Source organism: Streptomyces sp. NPDC091682 (assembly GCF_044756625.1).
Lineage (GTDB): Bacteria > Actinomycetota > Actinomycetes > Streptomycetales > Streptomycetaceae > Streptomyces.
The window spans coordinates 95,628-112,671 of record NZ_JBIVTH010000019.1; the positions used below are offsets into that span (position 1 = coordinate 95,628).

General features: G+C 69.7%; 16 protein-coding genes and 2 pseudogenes. 6 read left to right on the forward strand and 12 right to left on the reverse strand.

What is annotated here, in order from left to right; translation table 11 throughout:
- Window positions 1-2: 2 nt before the first annotated feature.
- The 7 genes from ACIQK6_RS33640 to kdpF (ACIQK6_RS33670) all read right to left on the reverse strand — a co-directional run bounded on the left by ACIQK6_RS33640 (window position 3) and on the right by kdpF (ACIQK6_RS33670) (window position 6,504).
- A complete protein-coding gene (locus ACIQK6_RS33640; RefSeq protein WP_402696402.1) occupies window positions 3-686 on the reverse strand; it encodes a response regulator in 684 nt (227 codons plus the stop codon).
- A gap of 98 nt (window positions 687-784) precedes the next feature.
- Window positions 785-1,501: a potassium-transporting ATPase subunit C gene (locus ACIQK6_RS33645; RefSeq protein WP_402696403.1), complete on the reverse strand. Its 717-nt coding sequence runs from the start codon at window positions 1,499-1,501 to the stop codon at window positions 785-787.
- Window positions 1,502-1,505: 4 nt separating this feature from the next.
- A complete protein-coding gene (kdpB, locus tag ACIQK6_RS33650) occupies window positions 1,506-3,611 on the reverse strand; it encodes a potassium-transporting ATPase subunit KdpB (RefSeq protein ID WP_402696404.1) in 2,106 nt (701 codons plus the stop codon).
- Complete coding sequence (kdpA, locus tag ACIQK6_RS33655; RefSeq protein ID WP_402696406.1) at window positions 3,608-5,272, reverse strand: potassium-transporting ATPase subunit KdpA; 1,665 nt, start codon at window positions 5,270-5,272, stop codon at window positions 3,608-3,610. The genes kdpB and kdpA overlap by 4 nt, the downstream gene beginning before the upstream one ends.
- 6 nt (window positions 5,273-5,278) lie before the next feature.
- Window positions 5,279-5,368 (reverse strand): K(+)-transporting ATPase subunit F, encoded by a 90-nt coding sequence (gene kdpF, locus ACIQK6_RS33660; protein WP_033223114.1) that lies wholly within the window; start codon window positions 5,366-5,368, stop codon window positions 5,279-5,281.
- 241 nt (window positions 5,369-5,609) lie between these two features.
- On the reverse strand, window positions 5,610-6,368 hold the full coding sequence (locus ACIQK6_RS33665; RefSeq protein ID WP_402696408.1) for a DUF4118 domain-containing protein: 759 nt from the start codon (window positions 6,366-6,368) through the stop codon (window positions 5,610-5,612).
- 46 nt (window positions 6,369-6,414) lie between these two features.
- Window positions 6,415-6,504, reverse strand: coding sequence for a K(+)-transporting ATPase subunit F (gene kdpF, locus ACIQK6_RS33670; RefSeq protein WP_189734015.1), 90 nt, complete (start codon window positions 6,502-6,504; stop codon window positions 6,415-6,417).
- Window positions 6,505-6,747: 243 nt separating this feature from the next.
- Between kdpF (ACIQK6_RS33670) and ACIQK6_RS33675 the strand changes: the two are divergent.
- From ACIQK6_RS33675 to ACIQK6_RS33685, 3 genes and pseudogenes are all read left to right on the forward strand, one after another.
- A pseudogene (locus tag ACIQK6_RS33675) lies at window positions 6,748-8,006 on the forward strand (APC family permease); the annotation flags it as partial.
- 275 nt (window positions 8,007-8,281) lie between these two features.
- Entirely contained in the window at window positions 8,282-9,088 is an 807-nt protein-coding gene (locus ACIQK6_RS33680) for an SDR family NAD(P)-dependent oxidoreductase (protein WP_402696410.1), read from the forward strand.
- A gap of 148 nt (window positions 9,089-9,236) precedes the next feature.
- Complete coding sequence (locus ACIQK6_RS33685) at window positions 9,237-10,019, forward strand: GNAT family N-acetyltransferase (RefSeq protein WP_402696412.1); 783 nt, start codon at window positions 9,237-9,239, stop codon at window positions 10,017-10,019.
- Window positions 10,020-10,119: 100 nt separating this feature from the next.
- On the opposite strand, the pseudogene ACIQK6_RS33690 reads toward ACIQK6_RS33685, so the two are convergent.
- The 4 genes and pseudogenes from ACIQK6_RS33690 to ACIQK6_RS33705 all read right to left on the reverse strand — a co-directional run.
- Window positions 10,120-10,627 (reverse strand): annotated as a pseudogene (locus ACIQK6_RS33690) (hypothetical protein); the annotation flags it as partial.
- A gap of 154 nt (window positions 10,628-10,781) precedes the next feature.
- The gene (locus ACIQK6_RS33695) at window positions 10,782-11,609 is read right to left on the reverse strand and encodes an alpha/beta fold hydrolase (RefSeq protein WP_402696414.1); all 828 of its coding nucleotides are present in this window, start codon (window positions 11,607-11,609) and stop codon (window positions 10,782-10,784) included.
- A 17-nt stretch (window positions 11,610-11,626) separates the two neighbouring features.
- Entirely contained in the window at window positions 11,627-12,403 is a 777-nt protein-coding gene (locus ACIQK6_RS33700; protein ID WP_402696415.1) for a GNAT family N-acetyltransferase, read from the reverse strand.
- A 160-nt stretch (window positions 12,404-12,563) separates the two neighbouring features.
- Complete coding sequence (locus ACIQK6_RS33705; protein WP_402696417.1) at window positions 12,564-13,370, reverse strand: SDR family NAD(P)-dependent oxidoreductase; 807 nt, start codon at window positions 13,368-13,370, stop codon at window positions 12,564-12,566.
- Window positions 13,371-14,085: 715 nt separating this feature from the next.
- On the opposite strand from ACIQK6_RS33705, the gene ACIQK6_RS33710 reads away from it, so the two are divergent.
- The 3 genes from ACIQK6_RS33710 (at window position 14,086) to ACIQK6_RS33720 (ending at window position 16,320) form a co-directional block, all read left to right on the forward strand.
- Complete coding sequence (locus ACIQK6_RS33710; RefSeq protein ID WP_402696419.1) at window positions 14,086-14,400, forward strand: hypothetical protein; 315 nt, start codon at window positions 14,086-14,088, stop codon at window positions 14,398-14,400.
- A gap of 568 nt (window positions 14,401-14,968) precedes the next feature.
- Window positions 14,969-15,325 carry a hypothetical protein gene (locus tag ACIQK6_RS33715; RefSeq protein ID WP_402696421.1) on the forward strand — a complete coding sequence of 119 codons (357 nt, stop codon included), beginning with the start codon at window positions 14,969-14,971 and terminating at the stop codon, window positions 15,323-15,325.
- Window positions 15,325-16,320, forward strand: coding sequence for a hypothetical protein (locus ACIQK6_RS33720; protein WP_402696423.1), 996 nt, complete (start codon window positions 15,325-15,327; stop codon window positions 16,318-16,320). Before ACIQK6_RS33715 ends, ACIQK6_RS33720 begins: the two co-directional genes overlap by 1 nt.
- Before the next feature lie 425 nt (window positions 16,321-16,745).
- On the opposite strand, the gene ACIQK6_RS33725 is transcribed toward ACIQK6_RS33720, so the two are convergent.
- Window positions 16,746-16,922: a hypothetical protein gene (locus tag ACIQK6_RS33725; protein WP_402696435.1), complete on the reverse strand. Its 177-nt coding sequence runs from the start codon at window positions 16,920-16,922 to the stop codon at window positions 16,746-16,748.
- Window positions 16,923-17,044 lie beyond the last annotated feature (122 nt).

Sequence of the window (17,044 nt, forward strand, 5' to 3'; positions counted from 1 at the left end):
CGTCATCCCTCGAAGCGGTAGCCCATGCCGGGCTCGGTGATCAGGTACCTCGGGTGCGAGGGGTCCGCTTCCAGTTTGCGGCGCAGCTGGGCCATGTAGACCCGCAGGTAGTTGGTGTGCTCGGAGTACGTGGGCCCCCACACGTCGAGCAGCAGCTGTCGCTGGCTGATCAGCCGGCCGGGGTTGCTGATGAGGATTTCCAGGAGGTGCCACTCGGTGGGGGTGAGTCGCACGCTGCGATCGCCCCGCTTGACCTTCTTCGCGATCAGGTCGACGGTGAAGTCGTCGGTGGTGACCACGGAGACCTCGTCGGCGGGTGCCGGGATCTCCCGGCGGCGGACAGCGGCCCGCAGCCGGGCGAGGAGTTCGTCCATGCTGAACGGCTTGGTGACGTAGTCGTCGGCGCCCGCGTCGAGGGCGAGGATCTTCTCCTCGGAGGTGTGGCGGGCGGAGAGGACGAGGATCGGTACGCTGCTGGACTCCCTGACACGCTTGATCACATCGATGCCGTCCATGTCCGGCAGGCCGAGATCCAGGAGGATGACGTCCGGCTTGCGGGAAGCGGCAAGTCTGAGGGCATTCCCTCCGTCGGAAGCCGTCTCCACCTCGAACTTCCGCGCCTGTAGGTTGATCTTGAGTGCGCGGACGAGCTGGGTGTCGTCTTCCACCACCAGCACCTTGATCATCGGTGTGGGGCCTTCCTCTTTCAATGGATACGGGTCGGAGCCGGCGGGACGCGAACGAGCCACGTCCCGCCGACTCCGGACCCCTGCTACGGCATACATCAGCTCTTGGTCAGTGCCTTGAGGGCGGTGTTGAGTTCAAGGACGTTGACGCGGGGCTCGCCCATGAAGCCGAGGGTCCGGCCGGTGGTGTGGTCGGCGACGAGCTTCTCGACCTGCTTGACGTCGAGCTTGTTCTGCTCGGCGACGCGGTGGACCTGGAGCTCGGCGTACTCGGGGGAGATGTGCGGGTCGAGGCCCGAGCCGGAGGAGGTGACGGCGTCGGCCGGCACGTCCTCGGGGTTGACCTTATGGTCCGCGGTGGAGTTGTCGGCGACGACGGCCTCCTTGGCGGCGACGACCTGGGCGCAGAGGGTGCCCTCTTCCGCGTCCTTGGTGCACCGGCCGCCCACGGCTCCGTTGTCGGCGGAGCGGTTGGTGGCGCCGGACAGGATCAGCGAGTACTGCATGTTGACGCTGTTGCTGCCCAGGCCGTTGGAGGGGCGGGGCTGGAACCACTTCAGGTCCGGCCTGGCCGCTTCTTCGGCGTCGTCGGGGTTCTGCTTGGGCAGGTTGTAGGTCTGGCCGATGAGGGAGGAGCCGACGACCTGCCCGCTCTGGTCCTTGATCTCCGAGCCGTTGGCCTTGTCGTTGAAGAGGGCCTGGGCGATCCCGGTGACGGCGAGCGGGTAGATGACCCCGCAGATGACCGTGAGCACGAGCAGGGCTCGCAGGCCGGCGCCGATCAACCGTGCGGTGTTGCCTACAGAGTTGTTCATAGCCTTAGCCGATTCCGGGGATGAGGGAGATGAGCAGGTCGATGAGTTTGATGCCGATGAACGGGGCGACTAGGCCGCCGAGTCCGTAGATCCCGATGTTGCGGCGCAGCATCTTGTCGGCGCTGGTCGGCTTGTACTGGACGCCCTTCAGGGCGAGCGGCACGAGCGCGATGATGATCAGTGCGTTGAAGATGACCGCGGAGAGGATCGCCGACTCGGGGGAGGTCAGGCCCATGATGTTGAGCTTGTCGAGGCCCGGGTAGACCACGGCGAACATGGCCGGGATGATCGCGAAGTACTTCGCCACGTCGTTGGCGATCGAGAACGTGGTCAGCGCCCCGCGGGTGATGAGGAGCTGCTTGCCGATCTCGACGATCTCGATGAGCTTGGTGGGGTTGGAGTCCAGGTCCACCATGTTCCCGGCCTCCTTGGCGGCCGAGGTACCGGTGTTCATCGCCACGCCGACGTCTGCCTGGGCGAGGGCGGGGGCGTCGTTGGTGCCGTCGCCGGTCATGGCGACGAGCTTGCCGCCGGCCTGCTCCCGCTTGATGAGGGCCATCTTGTCCTCGGGGGTGGCCTCGGCGAGGAAGTCGTCCACGCCCGCCTCCTCCGCGATCGCCTTGGCGGTCAGCGGGTTGTCACCGGTGATCATGACGGTCTTGATGCCCATGCGGCGCAGCTCGTCGAACCGCTCCCGCATGCCTTCCTTGACGACGTCCTTGAGGTGGATGACACCCAGGACACGGGCCCCCTTGTCGTCCTTGACCGCCACCAGCAGCGGGGTTCCGCCGGCTTGGGAAATCCGGTCGGTGAGCGCTTGCGCGTCCTCGGAGACCTTGCCGCCCTGCTCCTTGACCCAGGTGATGACGGATCCGGTCGCGCCCTTGCGGGTCTGCTTGCCGTCGACGTCCACGCCCGACATGCGGGTCTGTGCGGTGAAGGCGATCCACTCGGCGTGTGCGAGCTCGCCCTGGTGGCGTTCGCGCAGTCCGTACTTCTCCTTGGCGAGGACCACGATGGATCGGCCCTCGGGAGTCTCGTCCGCGAGGGAGGAGAGCTGGGCGGCGTCCGCCAGCTCCGCCGCCGTGGTGCCCTTGACGGGTACGAACTCCGAGGCCTGGCGGTTGCCGAGGGTGATGGTGCCCGTCTTGTCGAGCAGCAGCGTGGAGACGTCGCCGGCCGCTTCCACCGCACGACCGCTCATCGCGAGGACGTTGCGCTGGACCAGGCGGTCCATGCCTGCGATACCGATGGCGGACAGCAGGGCGCCGATGGTGGTGGGAATGAGACAGACCAGCAGGGCGGTGAGCACGATCATGGACTGCTCGGCGCCCGCGTAGATCGCGAAGGGCTGGAGGGTGACGACCGCGAGCAGGAAGACGATGGTCAGCGAGGCGAGCAGGATGTTCAGCGCGATCTCGTTGGGCGTCTTCTGCCGGGCGGCGCCCTCGACGAGGGCGATCATGCGGTCGATGAAGGTCTCGCCGGGCTTCGTCGTGATCTTGATGACGATGCGGTCGGAGAGGACCTTGGTGCCGCCGGTGACCGCGGATCGGTCGCCGCCGGACTCGCGGATGACGGGCGCGGACTCGCCGGTGATGGCGGACTCGTCGACGGAGGCCACCCCTTCGACGACGTCGCCGTCGCCGGGGATGATGTCGCCGGCCTCGCAGACCACCAGGTCACCGATACGGAGCTCCGCGCCGGGTACCTGTTCCTCGCCCTTGCCGTCCTTGGTCAGGCGGCGGGCGACGGAGTCGGTCTTGGCCTTGCGCAGGGTGTCGGCCTGGGCCTTGCCGCGGCCTTCGGCGACGGCCTCGGCGAGGTTGGCGAAGATCGTGGTGAGCCACAGCCAGGCGGTGATGGCCCAGCCGAACCATTCCGTCGGGTCCAGACACGCGAGGACGGTGGTGACGACCGAGCCGATCAGGACGACGAACATGACCGGGGACTTGATCATGATCCGGGGGTCGAGCTTGCGGATCGCGTCGGGGAAGGACTTCAGCAGCTGCTTGGGGTCGAAGAGGCCGCCGCCCACGCGTCCGCCGCCCGGCTTGTGGCCGGTGGGCACGTCCTGGTGCGGAGCCCTGGTGGGTGTGGCGGTGCTCATGATGCGAGCCCTTCGGCGAGCGGTCCCAGCGCGAGGGCGGGGAAGTAGGTCAGACCGGTGACGATGAGGATGGTGCCGACGAGCAGTCCGGTGTAGAGGGGCTTGTCGGTGCGCAGGGTGCCCGCGGTCTCGGGGACGGGCTTCTGCTCGGCGAGCGAGCCGGCCAGGGCGAGGACGAACACCATGGGCAGGAAACGGCCCAGCAGCATGGCGATGCCGATGGTGCTGTTGAACCACTGCGTGTCGGCGTTCAGGCCCGCGAAGGCGGAGCCGTTGTTGTTGGCGCCGGAGGTGTAGGCGTAGAGGATCTCGGAGAAGCCGTGCGCGCCGGAGTTGGTCATCGAGTTGGCCGGGGTGTCCAGCGCCATCGCGGCGGCGGTGAAGCCGAGTACGAGGGCGGGGGTGATGAGGATGTAGCAGGCCGCGAACTTGATCTCGCGGGTGCCGATCTTCTTGCCCAGGTACTCGGGGGTGCGGCCGACCATCAGGCCGGCGATGAACACCGCGATGATCGCCATGATCAGCATGCCGTAGAGGCCGGATCCGACACCGCCGGGCGCGATCTCGCCGAGCTGCATGCCCAGCAGCTGGATCCCGCCGCCCAGGCCCGTGTAGGAGGAGTGGAAGGAGTTGACCGCACCGGTCGAGGTCAGCGTGGTGGCGACCGAGAAGATCGCGGAGGCGCCGATCCCGAAGCGGGTCTCCTTGCCCTCCATCGCCCCGCCCGCGACGTCGAAGGCCGGGCCGTGGTGGGCGAACTCGGTCCACATCATCAGCGCGGTGAAACCGAGCCAGATGGTGGCCATGGTCGCGAGGATCGCGTAGCCCTGGCGCAGGTTGCCGACCATCCGGCCGAAGGTGCGGGTCAGCGCGAACGGGATGACCAGGATCAGGAAGACCTCGAAGAGGTTCGAGAACGGGTTGGGGTTCTCGAAGGGGTGGGCCGAGTTGGCGTTGAAGTAACCGCCGCCGTTCGTGCCCAGCTCCTTGATGACCTCCTGCGAGGCGACCGCGCCGCCGTTCCACTGCTGCGAGCCGCCCATGAACTGGCCGACCTCGTGGATCCCGGAGAAGTTCTGGATCGCGCCGCAGGCGACCAGGACGATCGCGCCGATCACCGAGATCGGCAGCAGGATACGGACAACTCCGCGGACCATGTCGGCCCAGAAGTTGCCCAGCTCCCCGGTGCGCGAGCGCGCGAAGCCCCGTACCAGGGCCACCGCGACGGCCATGCCGACCGCGGCGGAGACGAAGTTCTGCACCGCCAGGCCGCCGGTCTGTACGACGTGGCCCATGGCCTGCTCGCCGTAGTACGACTGCCAGTTCGTGTTCGCCACGAACGAGGCGGCGGTGTTGAAGGCCTGGTCGGGATCGATCGCGGAGAAGCCGAGCGAGCCGGGCAGGATTCCCTGGGCCCGCTGGAGGCCGTAGAGGAACAGGACCGAGACCGCGGAGAAGGCGAGGACGGCGCGGAGGTAGGCGGGCCAGCGCATCTCGGCCGACGGGTTGGCGCCGATGGCCTTGTAGATCCACTTCTCCGGCTTGTAGTGCTTCTCGGAGGAGTAGACGCGGGCCATGTAATCGCCCAGGGGGCGGTAGGCCAGCGCGAGCGCGGCGATCAGTGCGAGGAGCTGGAGCACACCAGCGAGAACGGGACTCATCGGTGGCTAGAACCTCTCCGGGTACACAAGGGCGAGGACGAGGTATCCGAGCAGGGAGACGGCCACCACGAGGCCGATGATGTTTTCGGCGTTCACAGCTTGGTCACCCCCCGGGCGATGAGAGCCACCAGCGCGAACACCGCGACCGTGGTGACGACGAAGGCCAGATCGGCCACCGTGAGCTCCTGGATGAAGAGGGAAGGAAACGAATCGGCCAGATGGCCGATGACGAGATAACCGTGTCTTCAGCCCGGCGTTAAGACACCTTGACGGGGTCCATACGGGCGCACGAGAACCCTTAACGCCACGCTTACGGGCATGGGCCCTTCGGACCCGGTCAGCCCTGGTGGGACAGGCCGGCCGTGTCCAGGGCGCTGCCGGCCTGGGCGGCCAGCGCGACGGCCACCAGACGGGCTTCCTCGGGCGGCAGAGGGCTGCCAGGGTGCGGGTCGAGGAGGAAGCGGCCGTAGTAGTGCCCGCCTCCGACGACCCGCAGCTCGGTTTTCCCGTCCGGCCAGTCGGCGTACTCCGTGATCCGGCCCGGGCGGCGCAGCCACAGGCCGCCGCCGTGCTCCAGGCGCGGCAGGTGCCCCATCAGGGTCCCGTACTCGAAGCGGCAGCCGCGTAGCCCCAGCAGGCCGACGAGCTCGCGGCGCACGTGCTCGACCACCGCCTCAGGCGAGCCGCCGTCCTCGACCAGGCGGGCGGTTCCCAGGAGGCTGGACAGGTGCGCGGCGTCGGTCACCACGACCGCCTGGAGGCGGCGTGCGCGCACGGCCAGCTGCGAGACGATCAAGCCGACGACGAGCAGGAGGACAGCTGTCTGGATCTCGTCACCGTCGGCGATGGCGAATTGCTGGTAGGGCCTGGTCAGGAAGAAGTCGAACCAGGCGGCCGCCGAGAGCGCGGCGAGTGCTCCCGCTGCGCGGCTCCCCATGGCGGCGACCGCGACCACCGCGACGACCAGGATCAGGGCCTCGTTCGTCGCCGAAAGGCCCGTCCGGAACGGCACGAGGGAGAGCGCCACCAAGAAGGGGGCCAGGAGGGCAGCGACCAGCGCGACGCGGTCGCGGAGCCGGAACCAGTACCCGGACACGTGACACCTCCCGTTCGGACAAGCCGATCGTGATACAGAGCGCCGATCAGAACTTCTCGGGCCTGATGAGAGCGACCACGAGATAGCCGAGCAGCGCAAGGGCGATGAGCAGGCCGACCACGTTCTCCGCGTCCATCAGCAACTTCTCCCCTTCGTGCCGGTCAGGCGTGTTCCGCCCAGATCAAGCATGCATCTCCGCGGAGCCGGGGCAACGGGAGGCAGTCCCTCTTGACGGACTCCCTACGCCGCACGCGCCCATGCGTATGCAACACGTGAAGAGTGCGCGGGCGGGCGTATGAAATGCGCCAAGCGTGCTGGCGGCCGACACCTGCGGCTCCGACGCTGTGCTGACTTTGTTCATTCGGAGGATCGGCAAGAAATGGCCATGCACGCAGGAGAACCGACCACGGTCACCCAGGGGTCGGCCCAGGAGGAGCCCCCTGATACCGGCGGAACCGGGGCCGGGGACCGGCACCGGCACCGGCTGACCACCCTCCAGGGCCTCGCCGCCTCGCCGCCTTGTCGCTCGACGCGATGGCGTCGGTGGCGTACGGGCCCGAGGCGGTCGTCCTGGTCCTGGCCGCGGCCGGTGCCTACGGCATGGGCTTCACGCTCCCCGTCACTCTGGCCATCGCCGCCTTGCTCGCGGTACTGGTGGCCTCGTACCGGCAGGTGATCGCCGCGTTCCCGGACGGGGGAGGCTCGTACGCGGTCGCCAAGCGGCATCTGGGCCGGCGCACCAGCCTGGTCGCGCGGCCGCCTCGCTCATTCTCGACTACGTGCTGAACGTCGCGGTGTCGGTCACCGCCGGCGTGGCCGCCCTGACCTCGGCGTTCCCGGGGCTGCACGGGGAGCGGGTCTGGATATGCCTCGCCGTGCTGGTCCTGGTCACCGCCGTGAACCTGCGCGGGGTCGTGGACTCCGCCAAGGCCTTCCTCCTACCGACCGCGCTCTTCGTCGGGTCGATCCTGGCGATGATCACGGTCGGTCTCTTCCGCGACGGCCCGGTCAGCACCGCGTCCGCGGCCGGACACGCATCCGCGCTCGGCGAGGGCGCCACCAGCGTCGGCGCGCTGCTGCTCTTGAAGGCCTTTGCCGCGGGCTGCTCGGCCCTGACGGGTGTCGAGGCCGTCGCCAACGCGATGCCGTCCTTCCGTGCGCCGGCTGCCCGCCGGGCCCAGCGCACCGAGGTGGCTCTCGGCGCCCTGCTCGGCGTCATGCTGATCGGGCTTTCGGTGCTGATCGGCCGCTTCCACCTCCCAGCCCGTCGAAGGCGTCACCGTCCTGGCCCAGCTGGCGGACGCGTCGTTCGGGCACAACGCAGCCTTCTACGTGGTCCAGTTCGCCACCATGGTGCTGCTGGCGCTCGCCGCGAACACCTCGTTCGGCGGGCTCCCGGTGCTGATGAGCCTGCTGGCCCGCGACAACTGCCTGCCGCACGTCTTCGCCCTCAAGGCCGACCGCCGAGCACACCGGCACGGGGTGGTCTGGCTGGCACTCGTCTCGGCCGTCCTGCTCGTCCTCTCCGGCGGCGACACCAACACCCTCGTCCCGCTCTTCGCCGTCGGCGTCTTCGCAGGGTTCACTATCTGCCAGGTCGGCATGGTCCGGCACTGGTCCGGCGAACGTCGACCTGGTGGTGTCCACCGTCCCCGGCATCGGCTGAAGTCCGTCAAGGGGTCGTCAGAGGGCCATCAGGGCTCTTGAGCCCACAGCAGCACACCAGTTGGATGGATGGCGTGAACATCGGTCACCCCTACGACGACCGGCCACCGTCATGGCGGACCCGTACAGGGAAGTGATCGCTGCGTACCGCCGGCCGTGCTGACGCCCGTACGCGATACCCATTCACCTTCACCGTACGGCCGCTTCCCGCAACGGGCGGTCGCCGTGCCCTTCCCCAGGAACCACTCATGTCTTCCTTCCTGTCCGGCCGTACCGTCCTGGTCACCGGGGCCACCTCCGGCATCGGCTACGAGACCGCCCGTCGGCTCGCCGAGTGCGGTGCGACGGTCCTGCTCCACGGCCGTACCCCTGCGGAGGCCCGGGCAGCCGTGGACCGCCTCATCGCCACCGCCGACGTCGACGCGGAAATGCTGCGCCCGTGCGCGGCGGACTTCGCGCACCTCGACGAGGTGGAGCGGCTCGCGAACCGGATCACCGCCGGGTACCCGCACCTCGACGTCCTGGTCAACAACGCCGCCGTCGCGGCGCCGGAGCGCCACACGGTCACCCCGGACGGCAACGAGCTCTCCTTCCAGGTCAACTTCCTCGCCCACTACCTGCTGACGAACCTGCTGGAGCCGGTCCTGACCACCGACCCGGGCGGCCGCGTCGTCAACGTCTCCTCCTCGATGCACCGCACCGGTTCCATCATGTGGAACGACCCCAACCGAACCCGCCGTTACTCCCGCCTCGCCGCGTACGCGCAGTCGCAGCTCGCACTCACGGTCTTCGCCGCCGACCCGCGGGTGACCGCCGTCTCCGTGAACCCGGGCGTGTGTGAGACGGCCCTGATGCCGCTGTACGGACACGAGGGCGCGACGCCGTCCGAGGGGGCCGCCCACGTCGCGCGGCTGTGCGACCCGGCCGTCGAGATCGTCAACGGGGCCTACTACGACCGGAGCGAGCGGATGGAGCCCGCCTCGGGCGCGACCGAGGAGCGCACGGTCAAGCGGCTGAACAAGCTCGCCGACGTGCTCGTCGGGCACTCTGCCTGAGGGCGCAAGCCCGACGCGCGACAAAGCCAACCACGGCCGCAAGGCCGACCAGCGTCGCCTTCCCGCTCGCGCTGGTTCCCCCGCGGGGGCGGCCCACCGTCCCGGGCCGCCCCCGTACCTTTTCCCTTCCCCCTAGGCGGCACCCGTCGTGATCCAGCTCCTTCCCACCCGTCTCCCTGCCCTCGCCCGCTGGTTCCCCGGCGGGGCCCCGGGCGTCGCGGCCCTCCCCGAGCACGTCCTCGCCACTGGAGCCGGCCACTGGTGGGCGGACCGCGCCGTGGACCCGCGGGTCATGGCGGTCTCCAGCGGGGATCACGTCCTGCTGCGAGGAGAGCCAGGCGTGCTGTCCCCCGAGGCCCTCGCTCCCTTCGCCGGCAGTTACATCGAGGCCCCGGCCCGCTTCCTGCCCGTCCTCGGGGGCGCGTTCGCACGCGTCGATCCGTGGGAGCGCATGGTCTACGTCCACCAGGCGCCCGCCCTGCCCGCCCGCCCGGCACCCGGGATCACGGTGCGCCGGCTGACCCCGCAGGACGCGCCGGCCATCGTCGCCCTCGGCTCCGAGGCGGCCTGGATCCACAAGACTTGGGGCGGCCCGGAGCAGCTCGCCGCCTCGGGCCTCGGCTGGGGAGCCTTCCACCGGGGCCGCGCCCTGTCGGTGGCCTGCACCTACTTCCTCGGCAGCGGGTATGAGGACGTTGCCGCCCTCGCGGACCCCGGCCACCGTCGGCAACACCTCGCGCTGGCCTGCGTCACCGCCCTGTGCCAGGACATCGCAGCCCGCGGCCGTACGCCGAGCTGGACCTGCTCCCGCGACAACCGACCGAGCCGCCTCCTGGCCTGGTCGGCCGGCTTCCGCCTCACCCGCGAATACGTCCACTACGCGACCGGCCCCGCTCGCCGTTTGACCCTCGCCAGGGGAGAGGCCGCGTGACCTCGCACGGGAACCCCTGGGGTCTGTCCGGTTAGGGGGAGGGAGCTGTGGCTTTGGTGCGCCCGGGCACGGTCACTTCGGCGGGGGATGCGCGAGGCATTCACCGCGGGGTCTCGGAATTCCGGGTGGGCTCTCCGCGGCGGACGGAGCCCGGGGCGCGGGCCGCGGGGTGGTCGGCGTACGAAGAGGAGGTCAGCTGCTACGGGCCGCTGGTGCCATGACGCCCGGGGCGAAGAGAAGCCGGCTCTTCAGCAGGTCGGCTTGTGGATCGTGGAGACGAGCACGATCGCGAAGACCTGCGGCGGTGGTGCCGGCTCTCTTCGTAGATCGGTGACCGTCAGCTCGGTCGCCGTACGGTCGTAGTGGCGCCGGATAACACGCATCGTCACCCACAGCACGAGCGCGGTGAGTACGGCGAGCCAGGCGCCCTCCGTGAACTTGGTGGCCAGCACGAACACCAGGACCAGGCCGGTCACGCAGGCGCCAAGCCCGTTGACGGACCGGGTGATGTGATGGCGGCGGCGCACCGCCGGGTCGGTCTCGGTGCGCGACTCGCGGTTCCAGTGCCGGACCATGCCGAGCCGGGACAGCGTGAAGGAGGTGAACACTCGAGGGTGAGCAGTACGGACTGCGGCAGCGCCGGGGTGACGGTGTAGCTGATGCCGAACGAGTCGGCTTCCGGAGGGAGTCCCCGAACGGCGAGCTCGTGCCACCCGTCGAGGACGGCGATGGCGGGCAGGCCGACGTGGCCGGGGTTCCGGCTCATACGAGGGCCGCCAGACGGTCGGGGTGTTCCTCGACGACGAGGTGGCCGGCGTCGGGGATGACGTGCAGGCCGGTGCCGAGCGTTGCGCGGACGACGGGGGCGAGTCGTCGCGGTGGCAGGAACGTGTCGTGCGCGCCGGTGGCGACCAGTCGGGGAATCGCTCGCGAGGGCAGGTCGGCCGTTCCGGGGGCTCCGCTGGAGCGGGAGTGACGCGCGACCAGCGTCATCCACTCCACCAGTTCCGTGCGCGGCTGGTGGCCGGGCGCGAGCATGGCCCGCAGGAGCCGGGTGCTGTGGGCCGGTGTCGGCCGCATGAACCAGGCGGCTGAGGCGGCCAGCAGGCCGGGGGCCAGACGCAGCCGGCCCAGTCCCCCAGGGGAGACGAGGACGAGCCGGTCGATGCGCGGTGACGGGCTGGAGAGTGCGATGGCGGCGCCGAAGGAATGGCCGATCACCACCGCCGGCCCCGCCACGGCCGTCTCGAGTACCTCGCTCAGCCAGGTGCCGTACGAGGAGAGACCGACGCCGGGTACCGTGCGCTTCTCGGAGCTGAGGCCGGGCTGCCCGGGGACGTCCGCCATGACGAGCCGGTGTCCGGCCGCGGTCAGAGCCGTGGCGAGGGGAAGGGACGCGGCGGCGTTGAAGTTCGTCCCGGGTACGAAGACGACCGTGGTCGGGCCGGAGCCGGCGGTCACCAGGTGGGTCAGCACTCCGTTGGCGGTCACCTGAGACCGCTCGTGCGGCACCGGCCATGCGTCGAGCCGGTCGGTGCACCAGCGGCGGATGTGCTCCCGTCCCGCCGCACTGCGGTAGATGGAGTCCATCGGGCGAGTATCGCTCCTCATCCTGCTGCCACTCTTCCGGTGGCGGCAGGAGCACCGACCGCGTAGTGGCCGTACTCGCGTTCGGCGCGGAAGCCTGCACCGGAGGCGAGCAGGCGACCGGCCCGGTTGCCCGCGGAGCAGGTCCAGCTGGGGGTGCGGCGGCGGGTGGCTATGTCCGAGCACAGGGCGTCGACACACGCGAGCGCCAGGTGCTGGAGGCGGGGGTCGGGCACGGAGACGCAGGCGATGTCCTCATAGGCGGTGCCGAGGAAGTACGTGCAGGCCACGGCCACGATGCGGCCGTTACGGAACGCGGCCCAGGCGTAACCGGAACGGGCGAGCGCGTCGGGGCCGCCCCAGGTGCGGTGGATCCGGTGCATCGCGGGCGGCAGGGTGCTGAGCGCCCGGGCGTCCTGGGCGGTCAGCCGTCGTAGGGTGATCCCCCTCGGACGCGGTGCGGCAGGTGCCGTGGTGCGCTTGACGTACACCGTGCGCTGCCAGGGCACGGCGCGGTCGAACGCGGACCCGATCAGCGGCCGGAAGCGGCCAGGTGCCTCGATGTACCGGTGGGCGAAGTGCGCCAGGTCCTGGGGTGTCAGCGCTTGCGGGTCCCCGAGCAGCAGTACGTGGTCCCCGCATTCGGCGGCGATGACGCGTGGCTGGATGACGCGATCCACCCACCAGCGGCCGGCATCGGTGGTCAGTACGTGCTCGGTCAGGGCGCCCGAGCCCGGTGCGCCGACGGGGAACCGGCGGACGAGGCCCGGAAGTCGGTGGGAGGGCAGATTGATCACGGTGCTTCCTTGCGGGGGCATGAAGGTGGGGCGGCCCTGGCGGAGGGCCGCCCCACGGGGTGGGCTGGTGACTAGCAGGAGGGCTTGCTGCCGTGGTTGGAGCCCTTCTTGCGGCGGGCCCTCTTCTTGCGTGCGCGCTTCGACATGTATTTGGATCCCTTCAGGCGGTGTGGCCGACGAGGAGGTCGGCGAGCTTGTTGAGGCGCTTGACGGTGCGGTCGTCGGTGGCGGCCGCGGCCGGCGTGACGTGCTCGGAGCGGTCGTAGTAGGCGCCGTTGACGATCTCGGTGGCCGGGTCGCAGAGCCGTACGACGTGCCGCGCCCCCTCGGAGGCAGGCGCGCCTTCGTTCCCGTACAGCGGGAGGAGCCCGGTGTCGCAGATGCCCGGGTTGACGGAGACCGCGGTGACGCGCGGGTCCGCGGCGAAGACGGTCAGTGCCAGCTGGGACTGGGCGTATGCGGCGAGGCGGGAGTAGCGGCGCAAACGCTGGGGGTCGTTCCACATGATCGTGGCAGTGCGGTGGAGCGAGGAGGAGACGTTGACGACCCGGCCACCCGGGTCGGAGGTCAGCGCCGGCTCCAGCAGGTTCGTCAGCAGGTAGTGGGAGAGGAAGTTGACCTGGAAGGCGATCTCGTTGCCGTCGGCCGTGACGGTGTGGCGCTCAGGCGCGGCGATGGCGGCGTTGTTGACGAGTACGTCGAGGCGCGGGTGCTCGCGTACGACCGAGTAGGCAAGGCTCTCGACCTCGTCGAGGTGGGCGAAGTCGGCGGCGACCGGCCGCAGGGAGGAGCCGTTGATGCCGGCGGTGGCGATCAGACGGTCGGCGGCGGCCTGCGCCTCATCGGGGGTGCGGCCGTGCAGGAGGACGGTGGCGCCGCGTTCGGCGAGCCGGCGGGCGGTCTCGTAGCCGATGCCGGAGGTGGCGCCGGTGACGAGGACGGTACGTCCGGACAGGGATGAAGGCATGTCGATTCCTGGAAACGGGCATGGCTGACCTGCCTGTCGCCTCGGCAGGACGCGGGGGCACGGGTTCAGCTCATGCGGTGAAGGAGGGGATGCGTACGGTGCCCCGAACAACGCCCTTCAGGCGGGTGGTGGCAGGTACGCGAACGACGCGCGGCCGATGTCAGACGGCCGGACGGGCAGCGGGCGCTGCCGGCGGCACCTGATTCGGTGGCCGGTCGTCATAGCGCGGACCGCTGTTCATGAACCCATCCCAGCGCATCCGACCTGCGGAGACAAGCTTCCGAACGCGCCCTTGACGCCGCCTTGGCGCGATTCATCAGAGGAGCGTCAAGATCGATCGCTGCGCGGAAGGAAGGCGTCAAGGAGTGCTGCCAGGGCTGTGCCGAAGGGAGAGACTGATGCGGCGACGGACCGGGATGACGGTCCGTGGCGCGCGGCTGGAGGCGTGTGACCTGAACTCCGCCGATGGACGCAAGGTCCGGGCCGTGGGGGGCCGGGCCGACGCACCGCGTGCCGCTCACCCGTCGCACAACACATGAGCCGTCCGGCTCCCGGGGTGGGGATTCCGGGGCCGGCGGCTCACGTGGTCTGCCTGATCGTTAAGGACTTGTCCGGCCGATCACGGGGCCCGCGGTGAAGCCCGTGGACGCGAGGTGTGCCAAGTGTCATGATCACGCTCGCGTGCGGCGCGGGTCCGCCGCGAAGGAGAGAGAACTTGAAGCTGTACCTCGCCGCACCTCTCGTTCTCATCGCTTTGCTCATCGCCGCATCCGGGATGGCGGCGCTCACCCGTGGCTGGGTGCTCCCCATGAACCGGCGCCACGTCCGCAGCCCCCGCCTTTACGGCCTGGGCCAGCTGGTGGCGGCCCTCGCGCTGTGCTGGCAGGTGGTGTTCGGGCTGGTGATCAGCGACGCGGGCACCCGACACCGGGGCACCCTGACCGGCGGCGCGTTTCTCGTCGCCGGCCTCGTCGTGATGCTGGTGGGCCAGCTTGCGGGAGGTGGCCGGGCGGGCAGTGGCACACCTTGAGGAAGTCGCTGACAGGCGGATCGCCGAGGCGCGGCACCGGGCGACCAGGCGCTGCAGCTCCAATCCCCAAGACTTGTCCGGGCGGTCATGCCCGGAGGCGGATGACGAGGGACAAGGCGGTTGTGGTGATGGCGTGCCGGATGCCCCAGCGCCGCAGGTACTCGCGACAGGGGCGTTGCTATAGATAATCCCCACGGCCATGCTGACAGCTTCCTACGTGGCCTGGCCGACCCACCTGCACCGGGCGGGCGACGAGCTCTGCCATGAGGTTTCGTCCTGGTGTTGCGGCGGTTCGACCCTCGTACGCCGATGACATGAGGCGGCGGCTCGCCGGCTTCTGCAACCCGTGCAGGCAGCCTGCCTGCCCGCCCCCATGTCTATCGCCGTGCATGCCGCGCAGAATGTGTCTCTTCGGCGCCATCGATCTTCGTGTAGGCAGCGAGTCACGATGAGCCGCAGAGGCCCTCGCGAGGGGCCGATGACCTCGACGGTCACCGGCGCTGCAGGCTGGGTATGTGTGCAGTTGCCATGTCTATGATCACGAGAGACCGATGGGGGAGGGACCAGCATGGGGGATTTCGCATGGATCGATGACGTGGCCCGTTACTCCTACCACGGCGTGGGCGCACCCCTGACCCTCATCCCCGGGATCGGCGACACCGCTCAGCGCATGGTGGACGCGACCACCTACGAATGGTCGAAGGACGTCAAGGCGGAGGCGGACCAGGTGGCAAACGTCGGCGTGGCCAAGGAGATGGGCGCCAAATCGCAGGGCTCTCACGACCTGATCAACCAATGGGCCAACGGCCGCGGAAGGGACCCCATGACGGACAGCGTCGTCAACCACCTCCGTGACCAGTCGGACCTCCACTACAGCGCCTCCCGCAACCAAGCCCTCGCCGACCTGCACAGGGGACTGTCCTGATGAAGAAGTTCATCGCGGCCGCCGCGGCCGTCGCCGTCCTGGCAGGAGGCGGCATCGTGTACGCGACGGGAGCGTTCGACACCTGGCGGGACGGCCGGGCACTGGCCGACGCCTGCGGTGAGATGGTGGACGCGTCCCAGATGGAACGAATTCTGGGCGCCGACCGGGTAAGCGGCAGAAGCATGGGCAGCCTCGGCTGCCGCGCTTTTGATCCCGGTGGCAAGGCATCGTTGACGGTGACGGTGGAACGCGGCTCCAACCCCGACTCCGTCGTGCTGCACGCCCAGCAGATCCTCGCCAGGGACCAGCAGTCGCTCCTCGTGCCGGTCGGGGGCGGCTGGCCCGCCATGGTGTCGATCGGCGGCGGCGCGGAATCGTACGCTACGGCCCTGCTGCCCTGTGGCAAAGAGACGTCCGAGGACGATCTCGTCCTCGGCATGACCGCAGTGCGATCCGGGAGCGGCGGGGGAGTTCAGGAGCGACGCGAGGCTCTGGCTGCGTTGGTGACCCGTGCACTTGAGCGGGCCGCCGCGGCAGAGGGCTGTGAGTCGGCGGACAGGGACAAGCCTCACATACGTACTGGAGCGTTCGCGGATCTGCAGAAGTCCGGCGAAGCGACCGGCACCTGCCGGGAAACGGGTCTGCCGAGCTATGAAACGGAGGCGGACGGCACCGCTCCCATCGAGCAGTGCGTCCTCGCCGGTGATGGCGGGGAGCGCACCTTGCGTCTCGCCGCCTATTACGGACCGTACCCCACCGCCCCGCGCCGCGACCCGCTCCGAGGCCCGTACGACTACGTCGGCCCCTCGGGCACCACCGAGTCCAGGTCCTGGACGACGGCCAGCTGCGCTGCGGGACAGGCGCTGTACACGATGGAGGTACTCGACCCGCGCACCCCCGCCTCCGATCAGGTACGTCAGGCCTTCCGCGCATTCGCCGCGGAGTCGGCCAAGCGACACGGGTGCGTCGCCCCCCTCGGGATCGACCAGCCATGAGCCGTGCCGTGCCGGTGAAGGGACCGCCGCCGGAGTACGCCTGGGACTGCCGGGCGCCGTAGCGGCATCGTTCGTCCACGGGCGGGAGACGTCCCCGCCCTGCAACGGTCTGGCCTAGGACGCGCAAGTCCAGACGTCGGTGGGAGCGGCACAGGCCGGTGTCCTCTCCGGCGGCGGCCGCGCGCACTTCAAGACGGCCGCGCAGGTCGCGGTCGTCGGCGAGCTGTTCCCGTACCAGGGTGAGCAGTTCCTCGCGAGTGCGGGACTCCAGCCAGGTGTCCAGCAGTCGGGTGCGCGAGGCGGCGGCCGACCGCTGCCGCGGCACGGATTCGGCCTGCTACGGTCAGGCCCACCGCCACGCAGTGCTTGCAGAAGTGGCCCTCCCGTCCGTACGGGCAGTCGCACCAGCCGGTGAGCCCACCGTCCTAGCGCTCGGCCAGCTCGACCTCGTAGGCATCGGTGCCGTCCACGGTCGCGGTGATCGCTTCGTCCCAGATCTCCAGTCGGGACACCGCAGGCAGGTAGCCGGCCCCCCGCTCGAAGGAGCGCGCCCCCGCCAGCCGGCGCAGGTCCTTCTCGGCGAAACCCAGAGCATGTGTCACGCCGTTCATCCAACCGGATGGGCACGCCTGTCCGCTGGGCTCTGAGGATGACGCCGACCCAGGCAAAGCGCGGCCGGATGTGGTGCCGTCGGCCAGGGCAGCCTCACTGCCAAGTGGACAGT

Bases quoted from the DNA above. Each gene is read 5' to 3' on its own strand.
- ACIQK6_RS33695 (WP_402696414.1), bottom strand. From the start codon at position 11,609: ATGGACTCCATCTACCGCAGTGCGGCGGGACGGGAGCACATCCGCCGC.
- ACIQK6_RS33680 (WP_402696410.1), top strand. From the start codon at position 8,282: ATGTCTTCCTTCCTGTCCGGCCGTACCGTCCTGGTCACCGGGGCCACC.
- ACIQK6_RS33720 (WP_402696423.1), top strand. From the start codon at position 15,325: ATGAAGAAGTTCATCGCGGCCGCCGCGGCCGTCGCCGTCCTGGCAGGA.
- kdpF (WP_189734015.1), bottom strand. From the start codon at position 6,504: ATGGACGCGGAGAACGTGGTCGGCCTGCTCATCGCCCTTGCGCTGCTC.
- ACIQK6_RS33640 (WP_402696402.1), bottom strand. From the start codon at position 686: ATGATCAAGGTGCTGGTGGTGGAAGACGACACCCAGCTCGTCCGCGCA.
- ACIQK6_RS33705 (WP_402696417.1), bottom strand. From the start codon at position 13,370: ATGCCTTCATCCCTGTCCGGACGTACCGTCCTCGTCACCGGCGCCACC.
- kdpB (WP_402696404.1), bottom strand. From the start codon at position 3,611: ATGAGCACCGCCACACCCACCAGGGCTCCGCACCAGGACGTGCCCACC.
- ACIQK6_RS33645 (WP_402696403.1), bottom strand. From the start codon at position 1,501: ATGAACAACTCTGTAGGCAACACCGCACGGTTGATCGGCGCCGGCCTG.
- kdpA (WP_402696406.1), bottom strand. From the start codon at position 5,272: ATGAGTCCCGTTCTCGCTGGTGTGCTCCAGCTCCTCGCACTGATCGCC.
- ACIQK6_RS33715 (WP_402696421.1), top strand. From the start codon at position 14,969: ATGGGGGATTTCGCATGGATCGATGACGTGGCCCGTTACTCCTACCAC.